Genomic DNA, 21,795 nt, shown 5'->3' with positions numbered 1-21,795 from the left:
AACAAGGAGAAGAAGATGTTGCGAGCGGTAAGGGGAGGGCTGCTGTTCGGCCTGCTGGGGAGCGCTGCGATGCCGGCGCTGGCGGACTACGTCACCGTGATTTCCTTCGGTGGCGCCAACAAGCAGGCGCAGGAAGCGGCCTTCTACAAGCCGTTCAAGGAAGTGACCGGCAACGCCGTCGTACACGGTTCCTACAACGGCGACCTGGCCAAGCTCAAGCGCATGGTGGAGATCAGCCATGTGTCCTGGGACGTGGTGGAAGTCGAGGCCCCCGAGCTCGCACGCGGTTGCGAGGAAGGGCTGTTCATGAAGCTCGATCCCAAGTCCTTGGGCAACACTGCCGACTTCGTTCCTGGCGCAGTGCAGCCTTGCGGCGTCGGCATCTTCGTCTGGACCACGCTGCTGGCTTACAACCAGAGCAAGCTGCAGGGCACGCCCAGCAGCTGGGCTGATTTCTGGGACACGAAGAAGTTCCCCGGCAAGCGCGGCCTGCGCTGGGGCGCCAAGTACAGCCTGGAATTCGCCCTGATGGCCGATGGCGTGGCGCCGAAGGACGTCTACAAGGTGCTCGCCACTAACGATGGCGTCGACCGCGCCTTCCGCAAGCTCGACGAACTCAAGCCGAGCATCAACTGGTGGAAGTCCGGCCAGGACCCGGTGCGCGACCTCGCCGATGGCACCGTGGTGATGAGCTCCGCCTACAACGGCCGGATCGCCGCCGCGCAGGCCGAGCAGAAGGGCTTCCGCATGGTCTGGGCCGGCGGCATCTACGACTTCGACTTCTGGGCGCTGCCCTCGGGTGTGTTCAAGAAGGAGCTGGCCGAACAGTTCGTCAACTTCGCCGGCCAGCCGCAGCAGCAGAAGGCTTTCGCCGAGAACATCTCCTACGGCCCGACCAACCGCAAGGCCGTGGAACTGCTGGCGCCGGACGTGGCCGCCAACCTGCCCACCGCGCCGCAGAACATCGCCAATGCCGTGGGCATGAACGTGGCGTTCTGGGCCGAGCACGGCGACGCGCTGGAGCAGCGTTTCCAGGCCTGGGCCAAGCGCTGATCGCCGGGCTGCCGACCACAAAGCTGGTCGGCAGTCTGTTTCGCCATTTTTTGTAGGGCGAGCCCTACAAAGCATCCTCTCTAAGCCTTATAGCAATCTCTCATACCGCCCGATTTGCGCGCCGGTTCTGCTTCTCTAGTCTTGAGATCAACGGCATTTACAAAAATACAAAGGTGCGGTGATGGCCGAGAATCAGGCAAACGATGTGCTGGTGAGTTTCCGTGGCGTGCAGAAGAGCTACGACGGCGAATCCCTCATCGTGAAGGACCTCAATCTGGACATTCGCAAAGGCGAATTCCTGACACTGCTGGGGCCTTCCGGTTCCGGCAAGACCACCAGCCTGATGATGCTGGCCGGTTTCGAAACTCCTACCGCCGGTGAAATCCAGCTCGCCGGCCGCGCCATCAACAACGTCCCCCCGCACAAGCGCGACATCGGCATGGTGTTCCAGAACTACGCCCTGTTCCCGCACATGACGGTGGCCGAGAACCTGGCATTCCCGCTCTCCGTTCGCGGCATGAGCAAGACCGATGTGAGCGAGCGCGTGAAGCGTGCGCTGTCCATGGTCCAGCTCGACACCTTCGCCGGCCGCTATCCCGGCCAGCTCTCCGGTGGTCAGCAGCAGCGCGTGGCCCTGGCCCGTGCGCTGGTCTTCGAGCCGCAACTGGTGCTGATGGACGAACCCCTGGGTGCGCTCGACAAGCAGCTGCGCGAGCACATGCAGATGGAGATCAAGCACATCCACCAGCGCCTGGGCGTGACCGTGGTCTACGTGACCCACGACCAGGGCGAAGCCCTGACCATGTCCGACCGCGTGGCCGTGTTCCACCAGGGCGAGATCCAGCAGATCGCCCCGCCGGCCGAACTCTACGAACACCCGCGCAACTCCTTCGTCGCCAACTTCATCGGCGAGAACAACCGCATCGCTGGCCAGCTCCAGGCCCGCGATGGCGACCGCTGCACCGTGGGCCTGGCCCGTGGCGAGAAGGTCGAGGCACTGGCGGTCAACGTCGGCAGCGTCGGCGACACCGTCAGCCTGTCGATCCGCCCCGAGCGCGTGCGCCTGAACGGCCACAGCGAAAACTGCGCGAACCGCTTCTCCGGCCGCGTCGCCGAGTTCATCTACCTGGGTGACCACGTGCGCATTCGCCTGGAGGTCTGCGGCCGTACCGATTTCTTCGTCAAACAGCCGATCGCCGAGCTCGATCCTGCGCTCAGTGTTGGCGACGTGGTTCCGCTGGGCTGGGAAGTCGAGCACGTCCGCGCGCTCGACCCACTGTCCGCGGCGTAACAGCGCGGCCCGGCCACTCCCGGACGCATCCAAGAAAAACAAACCTGCACACTGTGGAGACAACAATAATGTCGAAGTCCTTGAAAGCATCGGGGCTCAAACTCGCAGCGCTGACCCTGGGCGTGGCCTTCGCGGCCCAGTCCATGGCCGCTACCGACCTGACCGTGGTGTCCTTCGGCGGCGCCAACAAGAACGCCCAGGTGAAGGCGTTCTACGGCCCCTACGAGAAGAGCACCGGCAACAAGATCGTCGCCGGCGAGTACAACGGCGAGATGGCCAAGGTGAAGGCCATGGTCGATACCAACAGCGTCTCCTGGGACCTGGTGGAGGTCGAGTCGCCGGAACTGGCCCGCGGCTGTGACGAAGGCCTGTTCGAAACCATCGACCCGGCCATCCTCGGCAAGGCCGAAGACTACGTACCGGGCGCCGTCAGCAACTGCGGCGTGGGCTTCTTCGTCTGGTCCACCGTGCTGGCCTACAACGCCGACAAGCTGAAGACCGCACCGACCAGCTGGGCCGACTTCTGGGACACCAGAAAATTCCCGGGCAAGCGCGGCCTGCGCAAGGGCGCCAAGTACACCCTGGAATTCGCCCTGATGGCCGACGGTGTCGCGCCCAAGGACGTCTACAAGGTGCTGGCCACCAAGGAAGGCCAGGACCGCGCCTTCAAGAAACTCGACCAGATCAAGCCGAACATCCAGTGGTGGGAAGCCGGCGCCCAGCCGCCGCAGTACCTCGCTTCGGGTGACGTGGTCATGAGCTCCGCCTACAACGGCCGCATCGCCGCCGTGCAGAAAGAGAGCAACCTGAAGATCGTCTGGAACGGCGGCATCTACGACTTCGACGCCTGGGCAATCCCGAAGGGCGCCAAGAAGGTCGACGAGAGCCTGAAGTTCATCGCCTTCTCGGTTCAACCCGAGCAGCAGAAGACCTACTCCGAGAACATCGCCTACGGCCCGGTCAACAAGAACGCCGTACCGCTGCTGAGCAAGGAGCTGCTGAAGGACATGCCGACCACCCCGGAAAACATGCAGGGCCAGGTGGGCATGGACGTGACCTTCTGGGCTGACTACGGCGAGCAGCTGGAGCAGCGCTTCAACGCCTGGGCCGCCAAGTAAGCAAGCCCTTACCGCCACGGTCGCCCGGACCGTGGCGGACCGGAACCGTCGCACCCCCTCTCGCGGCGGCTCCTCCTGACACCACACCTTGGCCGCTCCCGGGCGGCCCGTTTTACCGGAGTTCGCTATGGCCACCGCTGTGTCGATGAACGAGGTCGCCGGCCCCACCCTCAAGCAGCGCCTGGCGCGCGCGGAGCGGATGAACCGCCTGAAGTCGCAGGCGCTGGTCCTGCCCCTGCTGGTCTTCCTCCTGCTGACCTTCCTCGTGCCCATCGCGGCACTGCTCTACAAGAGCGTGAACAACCCCGAGGTCGTCGGTGCGCTGCCGCTGACCGTCAACGCCATTTCCGAGTGGGACGGCAAGTCGCTGCCTTCGGACGCGGTGTACAAGGCGCTGAGCGACGACCTGGTCGCCGCGCGCAAGAACCAGACCATCGGTGACCTGTCCAAGCGCCTGAACATGGAACTGGCCGGCTACCGCAGCCTGCTGTCCAAGACCGCTCGCGCGCTGCCGTTCAAGGAGCAGCCGGCGTCGTACAAGGACGCAATGGAAGCACTCGACGAGCGCTGGGGCGACCCGGCCTACTGGCAGGCGATCCGTCGCAACGCCAGCTCCGTCACGCCCTATTACCTGCTGGCGGCGCTCGATCACCGTATCGATGACCTGGGCGAAATCGCCCGCGCAACGCCGGACCAGTCGATCTACCTGGACATCTTCGCCCGCACCTTCTGGATGGGCGCGGTGATCACCCTGATCTGCCTGGCGCTGGCCTACCCGCTGGCCTACCTGCTGGCGATCCTGCCGACCCGCAAGTCCAACCTGCTGATGATCATGGTGCTGCTGCCGTTCTGGACCTCGATCCTGGTGCGCGTCGCCGCGTGGATCGTGCTGTTGCAGTCGGGCGGCCTGATCAACGGCGCGCTATTGAAGATGGGCCTGATCGACGAGCCATTGCAGCTGGTGTTCAACCGCACCGGCGTGTACATCTCCATGGTCCACATCATGCTGCCGTTCATGATCCTGCCGATCTACAGCGTGATGAAGGGCATTTCCCCCAGCTACATGCGCGCCGCAATTTCGCTGGGCTGCCATCCGTTCTCCAGCTTCTGGAAGGTCTACTTCCCGCAGACCGTGGCCGGTGTCGGCGCCGGTTGCCTGCTGGTGTTCATCCTGTCGATCGGCTACTACATCACCCCGGCCCTGCTGGGCAGCCCGAACGACCAGATGGTCAGCTACTTCGTCGCCTTCTACACCAACACCACCATCAACTGGGGCATGGCCACGGCCCTGGGCGGCCTGCTGCTGTTCGCCACCCTGGTGCTCTACGTGATCTATGGCTGGCTGGTGGGCGCGAGCCGCCTGCGCCTGGGCTGATGAGGAGAACAAGAAGATGCTGAGCCCCTACATGTCCCCGGTCGAGCGCGTGTGGTTCTACACCCTGCGCATCCTCTGCGGCCTGATCCTGCTGTTCCTGGTGCTGCCGGTACTGGTCATCGTGCCGCTGTCGTTCAACTCCGGCACCTTCCTGGTCTACCCGCTGCAGGGCTTCTCCCTGCGCTGGTACGCCGACTTCTTCAACTCCGCCGAGTGGATGCGTGCGCTGACCAACAGCATCATCGTCGCCCCGGCGGCCACCGTGCTGGCGATGGTCTTCGGCACCCTGGCGTCGATCGGCCTGACCCGCGGCGAGTTCCGCGGCAAGGCGCTGGTCATGAGTCTGGTGATTTCGCCGATGGTGGTGCCGGTGGTGATCATCGGCGTGGCGAGCTACCTGTTCTTCGCGCCGCTGGGCCTGGGCAACAGCTACATCTCGCTGATCATCGTCCACGCGGTACTGGGTGTGCCGTTCGTCATCATCACCGTGTCGGCGACCCTGCAGGGCTTCAACTACAACCTGGTGCGCGCCGCCGCCAGCCTGGGCGCGCCGCCAGTGCTGACCTTCTTCAAGGTCACCCTGCCGCTGATCGCTCCGGGGGTGATTTCCGGCGCGCTGTTCGCCTTCGCTACCTCCTTCGATGAAGTGGTGGTGACCCTGTTCCTCGCCGGCCCCGAGCAGGCCACCCTGCCGCGCCAGATGTTCAGTGGCATCCGCGAGAACCTCAGCCCGACCATCGCCGCTGCGGCGACCCTGCTGATCGGCTTCTCCGTCGTGCTCCTGCTCACCCTCGAGTGGCTGCGCGGCCGCAGCGAGAAACTGCGTACCGCACCGACTTCCTGATTCACAGTGTTTCGCGGACGGTTGCGTCCCTGTGCTCACCCACAGGGGCGGGATCGATCCGCGATTTTTTTTGCCCGCTTTCCCGCCTGAAACCGTCCTTTTCGCTTCGACTATCGGCCCGATCCCCTTCGAGCCGTTCGAGCGGCTACAATGCGCGCCATCCGTGATTTCCGCCCACAGAGGTGCGCCATGCAACCCTACGCCATCGCTCCGTCGATCCTTTCCGCCGACTTCGCCCGCCTGGGCGAGGATGTGGACAAGGTGCTCGCTGCCGGCGCCGACATCGTTCACTTCGATGTGATGGACAACCACTACGTGCCGAACCTGACCATCGGCCCGATGGTCTGCACGGCCCTGCGCAAGTACGGCGTCACCGCGCCCATCGACGTGCACCTGATGGTTTCCCCGGTGGACCGCATCATTGGCGACTTCATCGAAGCCGGCGCCACCTACATCACCTTCCACCCGGAAGCCTCGCAGCACATCGACCGTTCCCTGCAACTGATCAAGGACGGCGGCTGCAAGGCCGGCCTGGTGTTCAACCCGGCCACCTCGCTGGACGCGCTCAAGTACGTGATGGACAAGATCGACATGGTCCTGCTGATGAGCGTGAACCCCGGCTTCGGCGGGCAGAAGTTCATTCCCGGCACCCTCGACAAGCTGCGCGAAGCCCGCGCGCTGATCGACGCTTCCGGCCGTGACATCCGCCTGGAGATCGACGGCGGGGTGAACGTGAAGAACATCCGCGAGATCGCCGAAGCGGGCGCCGACACCTTCGTCGCCGGCTCTGCCATCTTCAACGCACCGGATTACGCCGAGGTCATCCGCGCCATGCACGCTGAGCTGGCGCAGGCGCGCAAGTGATGAGTGCTGCACAACTGCCGTTCGCCGGGCTGCCGCGTCTGGTGATGTTCGACCTGGACGGCACCCTGGTGGATTCCGTCCCAGACCTCGCCGCGGCGGTGGACAAGATGCTGCTGGCGCTCGGGCGCCAGCCGGCTGGCCTGGAGGCGGTGCGTCACTGGGTCGGCAACGGCGCGCGGGTGCTGGTGCGCCGCGCCCTGGCCAATGACATCGAACACGATGGCGTCAGCGAGGAAGACACCGAGCGCGCCCTCGAACTGTTCATGGATGCCTACGCCGACAGCCATGCGCTGACCGTGGTCTACCCCGGCGTGATCGAGACCCTGAAGTGGCTGAAGAAGCGCGACGTCGAGCTGGCGCTGATCACCAACAAGCCCGAGCGCTTCGTCGGCCCGCTGCTGGATGAGATGAAGCTGGGCAAGTTCTTCCGCTGGATCATCGGCGGCGACACCCTGCCGCAGCAGAAGCCCGATCCGGCTGCGCTGCTGTTCGTGATGAAGATGGCCGGCGTGTCGGCGGAACAGGCCCTGTTCGTCGGCGATTCGCGCAACGACATCCTCGCTGCCAAGGCCGCCGGCGTGCGCAGCGTGGGCCTGAGCTACGGCTACAACCACGGCCGCCCCATCGCCGAGGAAACCCCGACACTGGTGCTCGACGACCTGCGCCATCTGCTGCCTTGCTTCGACTCGGGCAAAGCGATAGTGTTGCCCGACTCCGCCTCAACTCCCGCTCAGCGAGACAGCACCGTGGAAACGGCTTCCCACACACTCTGGATGAAGGTCATCAAGGCCCTGGCCCGCTGGCGCTGGCGCGCCTGACATCCTTTGGCCGGTACGCCCGGCGTGTGTGTGCAACCAAGTCCGTTACCTCCTCATTCCACGAGGCTGATCATGACCCGCGAAGAATTCCAGCGCCTGGCCGCCGAAGGCTACAACCGCATTCCGCTGACCTGCGAAACCCTTGCCGACTTCGACACCCCGCTGTCGATCTACCTGAAGCTGGCCGACGGCCCCAACACCTACCTGCTCGAATCCGTGCAGGGCGGCGAAAAGTGGGGCCGCTACTCGATCATCGGCCTGCCCAGTCGCACCGTGCTGCGTGTCTACGGCCACCAGGCGAGCATCAAGGTCGACGGCATCGAGACCGAGAGCTTCGAATGCGCCGACCCGCTGGCCTTCGTCGAGGAGTTCAAGGACCGCTACCGCGTGCCGACCATCGCCGGTCTGCCGCGCTTCAACGGCGGCCTGGTCGGTTACTTCGGCTATGACTGCGTGCGCTACGTCGAGCAGCGTCTGGCGCAGTGCCCGAATCCGGATCCGCTGAACAATCCCGACATCCTGCTGATGGTTTCCGACGCGGTCGTCGTGTTCGACAACCTCGCCGGCAAGATGCACGCGATCGTCCTCGCCGACCCGGCGCAGGCCGATGCCTACGACCAGGGCCTGGCCCGGCTGGAAGAACTGCTGGAGCGCCTGCGCCAACCGATCACCCCGCGCCGCGGCCTGGACTTCAGCGCCGTGAACGCCCCGGAACCGCAGTTCCGCGCCAGCTTCACCCGCGAGGACTACGAGCGCGCCGTCGGCACCATCAAGGAATACATCCTGGCTGGCGACTGCATGCAGGTCGTGCCGTCGCAGCGCATGTCCATCGACTTCAGCGCAGCGCCGATCGACCTGTACCGTGCACTGCGCTGCTTCAACCCGACGCCCTACATGTACTTCTTCAACTTCGGCGACTTCCACGTCGTCGGCAGCTCGCCGGAAGTGCTGGTGCGCGTCGAGGATGGCGAAGTCACCGTGCGCCCCATCGCCGGCACCCGCCCGCGTGGCGCGACCGAAGAGGCCGACCGCGCGCTGGAAGAGGATCTGCTCTCCGACGCCAAGGAAATCGCCGAGCACCTGATGCTCATCGACCTGGGCCGCAACGACGTCGGCCGCGTGTCGCAGACCGGCAGCGTGAAGGTCACCGAGCAGATGGTCATCGAGCGCTACTCCAACGTGATGCACATCGTCTCCAACGTGAACGGCCAGCTGAACGAGAAGCTCAGCGCGATGGACGCCCTGCGCGCCATCCTGCCGGCCGGCACCCTGTCCGGCGCGCCGAAGATTCGCGCGATGGAAATCATCGATGAACTGGAGCCGGTCAAGCGCGGTGTCTACGGTGGCGCCGTGGGTTACCTCGCCTGGAACGGCAACATGGACACCGCCATCGCCATCCGCACCGCGGTGATCAAGAACGGCGAACTCCACGTCCAGGCCGGGGGCGGCATCGTCGCCGACTCGGTGCCGGCGGCGGAGTGGGAAGAAACCATTAACAAGCGCCGCGCGATGTTCCGCGCCGTGGCGCTGGCCGAGCACACCGCCAAGGTGCATGGCCGCGACTGAGTTGTCGGTTCGATGAAAAGCCCCGCTTCGGCGGGGCTTTTTTATTGGGCTCAAAGTTGTCGGCTGGGGTGAGTGGAGAAGCCCTGCGCAGGGATATCAGCAGCGTCAGCCCTTCGTAGGAGCGAGCTTGCTCGCGAAGATTTAGCCGGTTTTTCCGTCGCCGAGCGGGTTCGCGAGCAAGCTCGCTCCTACAGGGATACCACCTGCAGGCTCGCCTTGCGCCGCGCCAGCGCGGCATCGGCCTGCTGCGAGCGCTCCTCCACATAGGCCGCTAGGTGATCCACCGCGACGTACTGCATCGCCTTGTGGCTATCATCCAGCGTGGTCACCGGCAGGGCGATGCGCCCGCAGGACAGCGCCTTGCTGAAATTCTCCCGGTTCAGGTTGCGGAACCAGCGCTCGCGCACCTGCTCCAGCGGCACCAGGACATCCCCGAAGATCTGATAGACCAGGCTCACCGTCTCCGGGCGCGGGGCGGGGCGGACATCTGCGGTCGACTGCATGGGACTCTCCTGTTCCGATGGTGGTGGCGACAGGAGTAAATATAGCAAAGGTTGTATTTCTCTTCAATCGACACTCAGGAAAAACCCCGCCGAAGCGGGGCTTTTTCATCGTGAAACGGGCTCAGCGAACCAGGGTCGGGGCGCGGCGATGGCGCACCGTGGACCACCAGAAGACCCAGCCGATCAGGCGGATCTGCCCGCTGTCGAACTGCTCCGCCGGGTACTCCTCGTCGGGGTATTCGTCGCGGTTGAAGCTGCGCAGGCGGATGCCGCCGCCGGGCAGGCGGTAGACGAACTTCACCCGCAGCATGCCCTCGTGTTCCAGGGCGTAGATCTCGCCGTCGGTGATGTGCGTGGTGGCCGTGTCGATGCCGATGGTGGAGCCATCCATGATCAGCGGCTCCATGCTGTTGCCGGTGAGCTGGGCGCAGATCGCCGCCGCCGGGTCGACCCCTGCGGCGCGCAATGTGGCGTATGAGAAACGCAGCTTGCGCCCCTCTATCTCGCGCACTGCGGTGCGGCCAGCGCCGGCCGCCAGTTCCACTTCCTTGTACAGGCGTAGTTCCACTTCGTCCTCGTCCAGCGGTGTGTCGCTATCCCATGGGTGCAGCGGTTCCAGTCGCAGCGGGCTGCCATCGGCAGGGCGTGGCGCGGGTGTGCTGGTGCCCGGCGCCGGCGTGCCTTCGCCGGTGGCCAGCCAGGTCGGCGAGACCCCCAGCGCGCTGGCGATCTCGATCAGCTTGCGCGTGCTCTGCGCCTTGCCCGAGGTCAGCTTGTGGATGGTGTTCTGCGAAACCCCGGCAGCTTCGGCCAGGGTTTCCTGCTTGAGGTTGCGCGAGGCCATCGCCTGTTTCAGGCGGTCGGCCAGCGTTGATGAGGGAGTCTTGTCCATGGCGGCACTCTACCTCCTGGGTTGTAGCGTGTAAATAGCTTTGGTGTTGACTAAATATAGCTATAGTTGTAATCATGAAAGCCAGCAGCACACCGGAGGCACGAGAACCGGTTCGGCTGAAGGGAGGCCGTGGCTTCCCCCTCACTGCGGCAAGGAGGCCGTGGGTTGCCTGCAGACCGTCACTAGCGGGGCAGGCTGGAGGACGCGGGTGGGCCAGGGAGGCGCCGCCCGCGTACCGGCAAGGGATGCCGCCCGACGAGTCGGCGTCCGTGACGAACAGATCGCGACTGACCACCCCAGGCGGCCGAAGCACGGCGACCACGGAGGGCATGTCGCCAGGAGGACCTTCATGAACCAACACCCGAACTGCACGATGCAGCCCGAATCCCTCGCCGATGCGGAGGTGCGCCGTGGCTGATATCGCCGACTACGCCAACGACCTGATGCTGGAGCGCATCGCGGACATGCTGCACAGCCGTCGCTCCTCGGCGGCGATCAGTTCCACCGAGTATTGCGAGGATTGCGGCGACGACATCCCGCCGGCGCGCCGCCTGGCGGCGCCGGGCTGCACCCGCTGCATCGACTGCCAGGCCCTGGATGAACTGGAGCGGCGGCACTGAGCCGCGCGGGAGAAACGCCGTGATCAAACCCATCGATGAAATGCTCAAGCTTTGGGCCGAAGAGATGCACAACCCGGGCAGCGCTGGTGGCGGTTATGCCGGCGGCAACCTGCTGGCGATGATGATGGCCAACAAGGGCGAGATGATTCGCGGCACGCGGGGCAGCAAGGTGATCCTCGACCGCGTTGCCGAACTGGACCTGATCATCAACCACCTGCCCGACGAGCAGAAGGACGTGGTCACCGAGCACTACCTCAATCGCGACAGCGAGGCTTCGCAGAAGTACCGGCACTGCCGCTGCAGCCGCAACACCTTCTACCTGCGCCTGCACGTGGCGCACCAGAGCATCCAGTCGCGGTTGATGCGCCGCGTCGCCTGATCCTTTCCCTTCTTCATCCCAAGCCCGGCCCTGCGCCGGGCTTCGTGCTTTTCGCGTGTGCCCGGAGCTATGCTCGCGGCCCATGACGACACCACTCCTGATTCGCTGTGCCGAGGCCGCCGACACCGAGGCCATCCTGCGCATTCTCGGTGAAACCTACCAAGCCACCTGGAAGCCGGCGCTGAGCGCGGAAGCCATCGCGCGCTTCGAGTCCTCCGCGCACACCTCTACTTATGTTCGCGAGCGCCTGGCGCATTTCGCGGTCGCTTGCATGGCTGGCGAGGTAGTCGGCCTGCTCGATTGGCGCGATGACTTCATCGATGCCCTACATGTCTCTCCCCGTCATCAGCGTCTGGGAATCGGTGCGGCGCTGCTGAATCACGCAGAGGCTGCCATCAGCCGTAACGGCAGTGCATGTGTTCGCCTGGAGACCGACACCTTCAACCAGCAGGCGCGCGCTTTCTACGGCAAGCACGGCTATGCGGAGATCGACTACTACCCGGACGAGGAGTGGCACAGCGGCTTCACCACTGTGCTGATGAGCAAGGCTCTCTGAAATTTCCGATGCCGGATTTCGGCGTTTCGACAGCACATTGCGGTGTGTCATCTGCGTATTGCAGCGTATTCCCCGAGAAGCCTTGTTCCGGCGGGAATCGGGGGGTAAAAAGTAGTCATTCTTGTAAAGGTGCGTCCCCAGGGAGCACAACGCGAAACCCCGAAAAGCCCGGCCAGTGAGCCGGGTTTTTTCATGCCCGCGTTTTTCTGATCCGTCGTTGCGGCGGGTGGCCGGCGAGGACGTCGGCAGTCATCCCCGGCTGGCTGATAGCCGCCGGTTTCGCCCGTTCGCGGGCGTCTTTATCCAAGGTGAGCCAATGGGCAACGAACCTCAGACCCTGGCCGACGTGCCTTTGTGGGGGCTGATCCTGCTCGCCGTCGCGGGCGGCATCAGCGGTGAAATGTGGCGCGCCGACAAGGCGGGCCTGGGTGGCTGGCGGTTGCTGCGGCGGCTGGCGCTGCGCTCAGGCGCCTCCATTGTCTGCGGCATGGCGGTGATGTTTCTGGCCATGGCCTGCGGTGCCTCGCTGACCCTGGCTGCCGCGATCGGCAGCCTGACCGCGGCGGCCGGCGCGGAGATTGCCGTCGGCCTTTATGAACGCTGGGCGGCGAAACGCCTGGGTGTCTGCGAGTTGCCGCCGAGCGAGCGCGGACCAGAGTGAAGCAGCAAGGAGACGACATGTCCGAACAACCTTTGACCCTGGCGCTGTTGCTCGATGCGGTCGAACAGACGCTGACCGCACGACTGGGCGAGATCGGCGCTTATCTGCGCGGCCCGCTGAAGCAGGTCCCGGCAACACTCCCCGCGCTGGCGCTGGAGTATGCCGGGATGCTTCCGGGCCAGGACCCTGGCAATGGCCAGACGGCACTGATCTGTCGGCTGCAGGCGCGCCTGCTGGTGGCGCGCGACGATGCCGAGGCCGAGGAACTGGCGCTGCGCAATGTCGCGGCGCTGGCGGTACTGCTGCGTGCACAGAACTGGGGGCTGGAACTGGAGCCGGTGAGCTTCATCCAGGCCCAGCCGGAGCTCGACATCCCGGTGCTCACGGCCTGCCGAGTGTGGTTGGTCGAATGGCAGCAGCCCGTGTTGCTGGGCGAGGCCGAGTGGCCCTGAGAGGACCAGCCGCCGGGCAGCCTCAGGCTCGGCTTCGACCCGCAGACCGGGCCCGGCCACGAGGACGATTACTTCGACCCGGGAGCCACGCAATGAACCAGGACTACGTGAGCGCCGAACACGACCGCATGCTCGCTGCGCTGGTCATGCCCTGCGAAGTGGTGGCCGTGGACCTGGCGGCGGCGCGGGTGCGCGTGCGCTCCGGCGAGTGGACCAGCGCCTGGGTGCGCTGGCATGCCCAGGCCGCCGGTGCCGCGCGGCACTGGCGTGCGCCGAGCCTGGGCGAGCAGGGCGTGCTGCTCAGTCCGTCCGGCGTGGCGGCCATGGGCACCTTCGTGCCGGGGCTGTTCGGCGCGGCCTCGGCGCCGCCGAACAATCGCGGCGAGGTGGAGAGCTGGCATTTCCCTGATGGCGCGGTGCTCAGCTACGACTGGCAGGCGCACCGCTATGACCTGCAGCTGCCCGCCGGCAGCGCCACGGTGAAAGTCGGTGGCACGCAGGTGGTGATCGACCCTGGAGCGGTGGCTGTCACCGCCGCCAGCATCCAGCTGAGCGGCCCGGTGAGCATCCAGGGTGCGCTGACGGTGAACGGCAATATCAGCAGCACCGGTTCGATCATGGACACCGCCGGCAACAGCAACCACCACACCCATTGAAGTCGGTTCGACTTCCAACCCAGGCCCGCCTCGCGCGGGCCTCTGCATTTCTGGAGACCTGCCATGGGCAACTTTTCCCGTGCGCACCCTGAGCGACGGAGGGCGCGGCCATGATCGGCATGGATCGACGCAACGGCCAGCCGCTGAGCGCGCTGGCGCACCTGAAGCAATCCATCGAGGACATCCTCACCACCCCGCTGGGCAGCCGGCGCATGCGCCCCGAGTACGGCAGCCGCCTGCGGCGCATGGTCGACCTGCCGGTGACCGAAGGCTGGAAGGGCGCGGTACAGGCTGAAGTGGCCCGCGCCGTCGGCCGCTGGGAGCCGCGTCTGCGGCTGAGTTCGGTGCAGGTGGTGGCGGTGGTCGCCGGCAGCGTTTCGCTGCGCCTGCGCGGCGTCTACCTGGGCGACGAGATCGGACTGGAGGTGGCGGCATGAGCCTGATCGACCTGTCCCAACTGCCCGCTCCCACGGTCGTGGAGAACCTCGACTACGAGACGCTCTACGAAGAGCTGCTGGCAGATTTTCGCGGCGCCATGGGCGAAGGCTGGACCGCTGCGGTGGAGTCCGATCCGGTGGTCAAGCTGCTCGAGCTGGCGGCCTATCGCGAGCTGCTGCTGCGCGCGCGGATCAACGATGCCGCCCGCGCGGTGATGCTCGGTTATGCGACACAGGGCGACCTCGATCAACTGGCCGCCGGCTACAACGTGAAGCGCCTGGTGATCCAGCAGGCGGATGCCACGACCTCGCCACCGACTCCGGCCGTGCTGGAGGGCGATGACTCGCTGCGCAATCGCACGCAACTGGCCTTCGACCAGCTCTCGGTGGCCGGCCCACGCAATGCCTACGTGGCCTTTGCGCTTGGCGCCGACGGGCGTATTGCCGATGCCTCGGCGATCAGTCCGCAGCCGTGCGAGGCGCTGGTCAGCGTGCTGTCTTCCGAAGGCAATGGCGCGGCGTCGGCCGACCTGCTGGATGCCGTGCGCAAGGCGCTGAACGACGAAGACGTGCGCCCGGTCGGCGACCGTCTCACCGTACAGTCCGCAACCATCGTGCCCTACCAGGTCGATGCGCTGCTCTACATCTATCCGGGCCCGGAAGCCGAGCTGATCCAGCAGGCCGCCGAGGCGTCGCTGCAGACCTACATCGCGACCCAGCGCCGTATCGGACGCGACATCCGCCGCAGCGCATTGTTCGCCGCGCTGCATGTGGAAGGCGTGCAGCGCGTGGAGCTGGCCAAGCCGGCTGCCGACGTGGTGCTCGATTCGACCCAGGCGGCGTACTGCAGCGGCTACCAGATCCGCGTGGGAGGTTCGGATGAGTAGCCGCCTGCTGCCTATCAACTCGACGTCGCTGGAGCGGGTACTGGCGGACGTACAGGTCGCCGACCTGCCGGTGCCACTGCGTGAGCTGATGGACCCGCAACGCTGCCCCGTCGCGCTGCTGCCCTATCTGGCCTGGGCCTGGTCGGTGGACCGCTGGGATCCGGCGTGGAACGAGGCGGTGAAGCGCAAGGCGGTGGCTGCAGCCTTCCGCATCCACCAGCACAAGGGAACCATCGCCGCGCTGCGGCGGGTGATCGAGCCGCTGGGTTACCTGATCGAGATCATCGAGTGGTGGCAGGGCTCGCCCATGGGCGAGCCGGGCACCTTCCGCCTGCGCATCGGCGTGCTCGACAGCGGTATCAGCGAGGAGATGTACCAGGAGGTGGAGCGCCTGATCGAAGACGCCAAACCGCTCACGCGACACCTCATCGGGCTGGATATCAGCCTGGAATCCCAGGGGCGGATCACCGTCGGCTCCGGGCAATACGACGGCGACATCGTCACCGTCTACCCCTACCTCCCGGACGTGATCGAAGCGATCGGCAGCCACGGCTTGCCGGGCCGGGAACACACCATCGATAGCTTGAGTGTCTACCCATGGCAGTAACCTACTACGCACTTCTCACCACGATCGGTGCCGGCAAGCTGGCGAATGCCACCGCGCTGGGCACTACCCTGAAAATCACCCAGCTCGCGGTGGGCGACGGTGGCGGCAATGTGCCCAGCCCCGATGCCAGCCGTACCCAGCTGGTCAACGAAGTCCGCCGCGCACCACTGAACCGCCTGAGCGTCGACCCGGCGAACAGCGCGCAGATCATCGCCGAACAGGTCATCCCCGAGGACGTGGGTGGCTGGTGGATCCGCGAGATGGGCCTGTACGACGAAGCCGGCGCGCTGATCGCCTACGCCAACTGCGCGCCGTCCTACAAACCGCAACTGGCCGAAGGCAGCGGCCGCACCCAGACCGTGCGCATCGTGCTGATCGTCAGCAATGCCGCGTCGGTGGAACTGAAGATCGATCCGAGCGTGGTGCTGGCGACGCGGGAGTATGTGGATAATTCCATTGTCACGGCGCTGAACCGGTTGGACTACAAACAGTCCGTGCGCGCTGCGACCACTGCGAGTATCACGCTGAGCGGACTGCAGACAGTCGATGGTGTCGCGCTCGCGGCGGGTGACCGTGTGCTGGTGAAGAACCAGGCCAGCGCCGTGGACAATGGGCTGTATGTCGTTGCCGCCGGTGTCTGGAAACGCGCGACCGATGCAGACGAGAACAGCGAGGTCACTCCGGGCCTGACTGTTACGGTTGAGAGCGGTACTGCGCAGGCGGACAGCGTCTGGCAGTTGGTGACCGATGGCGCGATTGTCCTGGGCACCACGTCGCTGGCGTTCCAGAACATTACCAATGGATTGGCGAAGCTGGCGTCTCCGGCGTTTTCCGGCTCGCCTACAGCTCCGAACCCTGTTCAAGGCGATCTGTCCTCTCGCCTGGCTACTACCTCGTATGTTCGGAACCTGGTCGCCGGGAGTATGAGCAAGTCTGTTGCTGGCGGGGATGACGTAACCCTGACGGCTGATGAAGCAGGGTACGGCATGCTGACCTTTACTGGCGCGCTTACGGCCAATATCAGCGTGATTGTGCCCAGCGTCTATCGGCAATGGGTGGTGCACAACCGCACCAGTGGACCCTTCACGCTGACGCTGAAAACATTGACTGGTAGCGGCGTGCCTGTAACCCAAGGTCGACAGCGAATGCTGGTCTGCAACACCGTGGATGTGTATTCGCCTGAGCTTGACTTTGTGAATACGCCTTTGCAGGGAAGTCCGACGGCACCCACAGCCCCATTGTTCGATGCAACGACACGAGTTGCATCGACTGAATTTGTGCAGAGGGCTGTTGGAAACTTTGCCAATACCCGTTCCATTCAGGCCGCAACGTTATTGTCTTCGGCTGATTGTGGGCTTGCGATCGGTCTTGGTGGAGGCGTGGAGTATACCGTGACCTTGCCGAACCCCGCTGATGTGGTACCGGGAGCAACGATTGCAATGCACTGTCGAGCGACGGTCCCCATAACAGTGGCAAGCAAAAGCGGCAACCAGATCAGTCCTGAGGGAAACCTGCTCGGCAGCATCAAGTTGTTGAACGGAGAAAGTGTCCTCTTTGTACGCGAAGGAGGTATCTGGGCAGTTCACGGGGTTGCGGCGCTAAAATACTCCGTGGGCATGTCAGCTTTTCAGGGATCCAATGGATACCAAAGGCTTCCGAGCGGTTTGATCATTCAGTGGGGCGCGAATTCCACAGCGATAGGAGCAGCGTCGGGAAACTTCTCTTTTTCCGCTCCATTTCCTTCTGCGTGCCTACAAATAGTAGCGACTGACTCCGGCAATAGCTGCATTCCAGTTGGAGTATCGGCCATCAGTAACTCCCAGTTCATCTTGTACCGAGCCGGAAAGGTCTACACGAACACCGGTGATCTGGTGGTTCCTGGAACCGTGGCGTTCCGATGGTTCGCCATTGGGTTCTAGATCAATGGAGTGGGCAGTCTGCAAGGAGTGCTACGGCGATGTTCGTCTTGTGTTAACTGCGAATAGCCAATTGTTTACTTGATTACCTCTGAGTACTGCCCTTCGCACCTCGCGACCAGGGCAAACCACCCAACCGCCTCCCGGCGGTTTTTTTATGTCTGGAGAAAACCCTATGAGCTTCTTTCACGGCGTCACCGTGACCAATGTCGACGTCGGTGCGCGCACCATTGCGCTGCCGTCGTCCTCGATCATCGGCCTGGTGGACACCTTCACCCCCGATGCCAAGCTGACCGCGCAGGCCGATGTGCCGGTGCTGCTTACCAGCCTGCGTGAAGCGGCCGCCGCGTTCGGCACCGCCTCGGCGATCTACAAGTCCTGCACCGCCATCTTCACCCAGTCCGCTGCGGTGGTCGTGGCGGTGGGCGTGGCGAAAGTCGAGGATGCTGCGCAGCTGACTTCCGCGATCATCGGCACCGTCACCGAAGCAGGCCAGCGTACCGGCCTGCAGGCGCTGCTCGACGGCAAGTCGCGCTTCAACGCCCAGCCGCGCCTGCTGGTCGCGCCGAAGCATTCCGCCACCCAGGCGGTGGCCACCGCCATGGGCGCGCTGGCCGAGAAGCTGCGCGCCATCGCCATCGTCGACGGCCCGAACACCACCGACGAGGCGGCCATCGCCTACGCCGGCGAGTTCGGCAGCAAGCGCATCTACCTGGTCGATCCGGGTGTGCAGTACTGGGATACCGCCAGCAGCGCCACCGTCGATGCGCCGGCCTCGGCCAACGCCGCCGCGCTGTTCGCCTGGACCGACAGCCAGTACGGCTTCTGGTCCTCGCCGTCGAACAAGGAGCTGCTTGGCATTACCGGCACCGGCCGCCCCATCGAGTTCCTCGACGGCGACGAGACTTGCCGCGCCAACCTGCTGAACAACGCCAACATCACCACCATCATCCGTGACGACGGCTACCGCCTGTGGGGCAACCGCACCCTCTCCAGCGATGCCAAGTGGGCCTTCGTGACCCGCGTGCGGACCATGGACATGGTGATGGACGCGATCCTCGCCGGGCACAAGTGGGCGGTCGACCGCGGTATCACCAAGACCTATGTGAAGGACGTCACCGAGGGCCTGCAGGCCTTCATGCGCGACCTGAAGAACCAGGGCGCGGTGATCGACTTCGAGGTCTACGCCGACCCGGAACTCAACACCGCCAGCCAGCTGGCCCAGGGCAAGGTGTACTGGAACATCCGCTTCACCGACGTACCGCCTGCCGAGAACCCCAACTTCCGCGTCGAGGTGACCGATCAGTGGCTCACCGAAGTCCTGGACGCAGCTTAAGGAGAACACCAGATGATTCCGCAGATTCTCACCAACACCAACCTCTTCGTCGACGGCGTCAGCTTCGCCGGTGACGTGCCGTCCCTGACCCTGCCGACCCTCAAGGTAAAGACCCAGGAGTACCGTGCCGGCGGCATGGACGCTCCGGTCCTGCTCGACGTCGGCCTGGAAGCCATGGAGGCCAAGTTCACCACCAACGGCGCGCGCCGCGAGGCCATGAAGTTCTTCGGCCTGAGCGACCAGGGTGCGTTCAACGGCACCTTCCGCGGCTCCTTCAAGACCCAGAAGGGCGGCACCGTGCCGGTGGTCGCCACGGTCCGCGGCCTGCTCAAGGAGATCAATCCGGGCGATTGGAAGGCCGGTGACCTGGCCGCCTGTACCTACAGCGTGGCCGTCTCCTACTACAAGCTGGAAGTCGAGGGCCGCGAGATGTTCGAGATCGACCCGGCCAATTCGGTGCGCAAGATCGACGGCGTCGACCAGCTCGCCGCCATGCGTAACGACCTGGGCGTCTGAGGAGAACCGTGATGCAAGACTCCGTCAAACAGCCCGTGTGGCTGACCCTGTCCGAGGACGCGGCGGTGGTGAAACTGTCCCGCCCGACCTCCTGCAACGGCGTCGACGTCGACGCACTCACTCTGCGTGCGCCGACCGTGCGCGACATCCGCCTGGCCAGCAAGGTCGCCAGCGATGACGAGGAGCGCGAGTTGCAGTTGTTCGCCTCGCTGCTGCAGGTCAGCCGCCAGGACCTGGAGGGGCTCAAGCTCAGTGACTACCAGCGTCTGCAGCACGCCTACTTTCGCCTGGTGCGAGAAGACGGCGATGAGCTTCGCGCTGATGCGCCAGCTGGCGCGGCGACTGGCGACTGAGTCGGGCTTCACGGCCGGCGAACTGGAACGCATGACCCTCAGCGACCTGCGTTGGTGGCTGGGGGACGACGCGAGCTAGTTCGCCCTCGCGGAGCGCCGGGTGACCAGCGCTCCCTTGTCGTCGAAGTGGCGAAAGTCGTCAGAGGGCGAGTGAAATGGATATGAGTGAAAAGCCGGAAGTGCTGGTGGCGACCGTCGTCGGTCTGGGCAGTACGCTCGGGCGGGTGATAGCGGACTCCACCATGCGCCTGGGGACCCTCGTTGGAAAACTGGATGCGAGTCTGCCGTTGCGCGCGCTGGTGGATGGCATCGATGCCGTTCAGAGCAACCAGGACATCCGCCATCGCGCCAGTGAGCGCACGCGGGGGAAGCGAGGCTGGCGCTGCGGCGGATCATCGATCTGCTGGCGCCGAGGCCGTTGGATATTCGTCTGCCGAAGATCGTCGTCAGCATGGCTGCGCAAACGAGTACTCCGGCGAACGATTGGCAGCGCCTGGAGGCGGCGACCAAGCCGCTGCTCGAACTGAGCTCCGTCGGGGACGTTCTACGCTCTTCGATCGGTATGACACTGGCGTATCGCGGACGCCTGATGCAGGTCCGCGAGGCGGCGGGGCAGCCCTACGATCCCACGGCTGAAGCGGCGCTCGGTGATCGGGTTGTAGAAACGGGTCGTGAGGCGGCGATGCCTCGCGACAAGGTGCTGGACCTGGCGCAGGTCTTGGTGGAGCGCAAGGTGCCGCTGAACGATATGGTGGCGATGCTGCCGGTGGCGGCGAAATTTGCCCAGGGCCAGGGCGTCTCGGTCGAAACCACGGCTCAGCTCGTCAGCGCGCTGCAGCAGAAGGGTGATATCAAGAGCGCGGCCGACCTTGAGCGCGCATTGAGTACGGTGGCATGGCGGGGCCAGAAAGAGGCTCCATCGGTCGAGTCGCTCAGTCGTGATCTGCTCAATGGTCTGCAGGCGCTTCGCCCCGGCGATACGCAGAAGGTCGGGAATCTGCTGCAAGCCCGGCAAGGGACGCCCGCTGCGCCGCCGGATGTGCTGAACTCGGGCGTGGACAAGTACCGTGACTCTCCGCTCGGCGAGCTGGAAGAGACGGAGCAGCTGATTTCTGGCGCGATGCTGGGGATAGGCGACACCCTGCTCAACCATCACAAGCTGCTGGCTGTCTCGGCGGCGGCGATTGCCGGTGGACTCTTCGCGGCCAAGCCATTGCTGGGCGGCAAGTCGGACATTCAGAAAGTCTTCGTCACCAATTGGCCTGTATTCGGCTGTTGCGACCCGTTCGATGGCGGGTCGAAAGGCAAAGACAAGGGGAAAGGCAAGGGCAAGAACGGCGGCAAGCCGAAGCCCAGTGGTGCTGGCCAGGGATCGCGCGGAGGGATCTTTCAACGCGCCAGGTCCGCTCTGGGGCGAGTTGCTGGAGCAGTTTCTGGCAGGCTCGGCAGGGTTGCCCAATCCGTACGATCTTCGCGTGCCGGTCGCGCCGCAGGCGGCATCCTGCGTCGTGGCGCAGGCCTGGTGCGAAGCGTGGGTGCGTCCGGACTCGGAAGGGCGGTGGGCGGATTGGTGCGGGGCGCTGGGACAGGGCTGCGACGTTTCGGTCCGGTGAGCGCCGCGATGGCGATTGCCGATGCCGCCTCGGTCTACGCCAGTGATCAGTCGCCCGCGCAGAAGGCGGTTGGCTACGGCAAGGCCGGTGGCTCCGCCATTGGCGCGGCAGCCGGTGCCGCCTTGGGCACGCTGATCCCGATTCCGGTGGTGGGGACGCTGGTCGGAGGCGCCATCGGCGCGACAGTAGGCGAGTGGATCGGCGGCAGGGCCGGAGCGCTATTCGGGCCGTCGGAGAATCCCCGGAACCCACAGCCGGTTCCGCCCCCACCCGCAGCTCCTGTGGCCTCGGCAGTCGTTGCCAGTGGCCCGCCCAACTGGGAGTTTTCGCCGCAGGTGAGCATCAACGTGGCGGGCAACATCGTCAATCCGCAGCAGCTGCTCGACGAGCTGATCCCGGCCATGCGCCGGCTGATCGCCGAGGCCCAGCAGGAACGGCAGCGCAACGCGCTGTTCGACACCGTCGTCATGTAAGGAGGCCCC

At 65.0% G+C, this 21,795-nt stretch carries 24 protein-coding genes; 22 read left to right on the top strand and 2 right to left on the bottom strand.

Annotated features, from left to right (window positions below; genetic code table 11):
- Positions 1-15: 15 nt before the first annotated feature.
- The 8 genes from IB273_RS26610 (at position 16) to trpE (ending at position 8,929) form a co-directional block, all read left to right on the top strand.
- Positions 16-1,053, top strand: a complete 1,038-nt coding sequence (locus tag IB273_RS26610; RefSeq protein ID WP_192225425.1) for an ABC transporter substrate-binding protein — start codon at positions 16-18, stop codon at positions 1,051-1,053.
- Positions 1,054-1,234: 181 nt separating this feature from the next.
- Positions 1,235-2,344, top strand: a complete 1,110-nt coding sequence (locus IB273_RS26605; protein WP_081520784.1) for an ABC transporter ATP-binding protein — start codon at positions 1,235-1,237, stop codon at positions 2,342-2,344.
- Positions 2,345-2,412: 68 nt separating this feature from the next.
- Positions 2,413-3,462: an ABC transporter substrate-binding protein gene (locus IB273_RS26600; RefSeq protein WP_192225424.1), complete on the top strand. Its 1,050-nt coding sequence runs from the start codon at positions 2,413-2,415 to the stop codon at positions 3,460-3,462.
- 127 nt (positions 3,463-3,589) lie between these two features.
- Positions 3,590-4,837 (top strand): ABC transporter permease, encoded by a 1,248-nt coding sequence (locus IB273_RS26595; RefSeq protein WP_081520782.1) that lies wholly within the window; start codon positions 3,590-3,592, stop codon positions 4,835-4,837.
- Positions 4,838-4,853: 16 nt separating this feature from the next.
- Positions 4,854-5,681, top strand: a complete 828-nt coding sequence (locus tag IB273_RS26590; RefSeq protein ID WP_045214142.1) for an ABC transporter permease — start codon at positions 4,854-4,856, stop codon at positions 5,679-5,681.
- A 189-nt stretch (positions 5,682-5,870) separates the two neighbouring features.
- Positions 5,871-6,545, top strand: coding sequence for a ribulose-phosphate 3-epimerase (rpe, locus tag IB273_RS26585; protein ID WP_015475282.1), 675 nt, complete (start codon positions 5,871-5,873; stop codon positions 6,543-6,545).
- Positions 6,545-7,363, top strand: coding sequence for a phosphoglycolate phosphatase (locus IB273_RS26580; protein WP_192225423.1), 819 nt, complete (start codon positions 6,545-6,547; stop codon positions 7,361-7,363). The genes rpe and IB273_RS26580 overlap by 1 nt, the downstream gene beginning before the upstream one ends.
- 72 nt (positions 7,364-7,435) lie before the next feature.
- Positions 7,436-8,929, top strand: coding sequence for an anthranilate synthase component I (trpE, locus tag IB273_RS26575; RefSeq protein ID WP_081520780.1), 1,494 nt, complete (start codon positions 7,436-7,438; stop codon positions 8,927-8,929).
- A 188-nt stretch (positions 8,930-9,117) separates the two neighbouring features.
- Here the strand turns inward: trpE and IB273_RS26570 are convergent, their stop codons facing one another.
- Both IB273_RS26570 and IB273_RS26565 read right to left on the bottom strand, forming a co-directional pair.
- Positions 9,118-9,432, bottom strand: coding sequence for a pyocin activator PrtN family protein (locus IB273_RS26570; RefSeq protein WP_081520779.1), 315 nt, complete (start codon positions 9,430-9,432; stop codon positions 9,118-9,120).
- A 121-nt stretch (positions 9,433-9,553) separates the two neighbouring features.
- Positions 9,554-10,324 carry an XRE family transcriptional regulator gene (locus tag IB273_RS26565; protein ID WP_081520778.1) on the bottom strand — a complete coding sequence of 257 codons (771 nt, stop codon included), beginning with the start codon at positions 10,322-10,324 and terminating at the stop codon, positions 9,554-9,556.
- Between the two features lie 410 nt (positions 10,325-10,734).
- On the opposite strand from IB273_RS26565, the gene IB273_RS26560 reads away from it, so the two are divergent.
- The 14 genes from IB273_RS26560 to IB273_RS26495 all read left to right on the top strand — a co-directional run bounded on the left by IB273_RS26560 (position 10,735) and on the right by IB273_RS26495 (position 21,786).
- Positions 10,735-10,944, top strand: coding sequence for a TraR/DksA C4-type zinc finger protein (locus IB273_RS26560; protein WP_192225422.1), 210 nt, complete (start codon positions 10,735-10,737; stop codon positions 10,942-10,944).
- 19 nt (positions 10,945-10,963) lie between these two features.
- Positions 10,964-11,323, top strand: a complete 360-nt coding sequence (locus IB273_RS26555) for a hypothetical protein (RefSeq protein WP_045212666.1) — start codon at positions 10,964-10,966, stop codon at positions 11,321-11,323.
- An 82-nt stretch (positions 11,324-11,405) separates the two neighbouring features.
- Positions 11,406-11,879 carry a GNAT family N-acetyltransferase gene (locus IB273_RS26550; protein ID WP_192225421.1) on the top strand — a complete coding sequence of 158 codons (474 nt, stop codon included), beginning with the start codon at positions 11,406-11,408 and terminating at the stop codon, positions 11,877-11,879.
- A 316-nt stretch (positions 11,880-12,195) separates the two neighbouring features.
- Complete coding sequence (locus IB273_RS26545) at positions 12,196-12,540, top strand: phage holin family protein (protein ID WP_081520775.1); 345 nt, start codon at positions 12,196-12,198, stop codon at positions 12,538-12,540.
- Positions 12,541-12,557: 17 nt separating this feature from the next.
- A complete protein-coding gene (locus IB273_RS26540; protein ID WP_225610307.1) occupies positions 12,558-12,992 on the top strand; it encodes a hypothetical protein in 435 nt (144 codons plus the stop codon).
- Positions 12,993-13,084: 92 nt separating this feature from the next.
- Positions 13,085-13,648 (top strand): phage baseplate assembly protein V, encoded by a 564-nt coding sequence (locus IB273_RS26535; protein ID WP_081520773.1) that lies wholly within the window; start codon positions 13,085-13,087, stop codon positions 13,646-13,648.
- Between the two features lie 110 nt (positions 13,649-13,758).
- Entirely contained in the window at positions 13,759-14,085 is a 327-nt protein-coding gene (locus IB273_RS26530) for a GPW/gp25 family protein (RefSeq protein ID WP_192225420.1), read from the top strand.
- The gene (locus IB273_RS26525; RefSeq protein ID WP_081520771.1) at positions 14,082-14,972 is read left to right on the top strand and encodes a baseplate J/gp47 family protein; all 891 of its coding nucleotides are present in this window, start codon (positions 14,082-14,084) and stop codon (positions 14,970-14,972) included. Before IB273_RS26530 ends, IB273_RS26525 begins: the two co-directional genes overlap by 4 nt.
- On the top strand, positions 14,965-15,579 hold the full coding sequence (locus tag IB273_RS26520) for a phage tail protein I (RefSeq protein ID WP_081520770.1): 615 nt from the start codon (positions 14,965-14,967) through the stop codon (positions 15,577-15,579). Before IB273_RS26525 ends, IB273_RS26520 begins: the two co-directional genes overlap by 8 nt.
- Positions 15,570-17,498, top strand: a complete 1,929-nt coding sequence (locus tag IB273_RS31530) for a phage tail protein (protein WP_225610306.1) — start codon at positions 15,570-15,572, stop codon at positions 17,496-17,498. Before IB273_RS26520 ends, IB273_RS31530 begins: the two co-directional genes overlap by 10 nt.
- Before the next feature lie 172 nt (positions 17,499-17,670).
- Positions 17,671-18,831: a phage tail sheath family protein gene (locus IB273_RS26510; RefSeq protein WP_081520769.1), complete on the top strand. Its 1,161-nt coding sequence runs from the start codon at positions 17,671-17,673 to the stop codon at positions 18,829-18,831.
- A 12-nt stretch (positions 18,832-18,843) separates the two neighbouring features.
- Positions 18,844-19,347 carry a phage major tail tube protein gene (locus IB273_RS26505; RefSeq protein ID WP_081520768.1) on the top strand — a complete coding sequence of 168 codons (504 nt, stop codon included), beginning with the start codon at positions 18,844-18,846 and terminating at the stop codon, positions 19,345-19,347.
- Positions 19,348-19,358: 11 nt separating this feature from the next.
- A complete protein-coding gene (locus IB273_RS26500; protein WP_192225419.1) occupies positions 19,359-19,700 on the top strand; it encodes a phage tail assembly protein in 342 nt (113 codons plus the stop codon).
- Positions 19,701-20,118: 418 nt separating this feature from the next.
- Entirely contained in the window at positions 20,119-21,786 is a 1,668-nt protein-coding gene (locus tag IB273_RS26495) for a glycine zipper domain-containing protein (protein WP_192225418.1), read from the top strand.
- Positions 21,787-21,795 lie beyond the last annotated feature (9 nt).

It is taken from the genome of Pseudomonas sp. PDM19 (genome assembly GCF_014852215.1).
In the GTDB taxonomy this organism is placed as follows: domain Bacteria; phylum Pseudomonadota; class Gammaproteobacteria; order Pseudomonadales; family Pseudomonadaceae; genus Pseudomonas.
The sequence above is the reverse complement of the archived record's forward strand: the minus strand, read 5'-3'. Positions and strand labels throughout refer to the sequence as shown.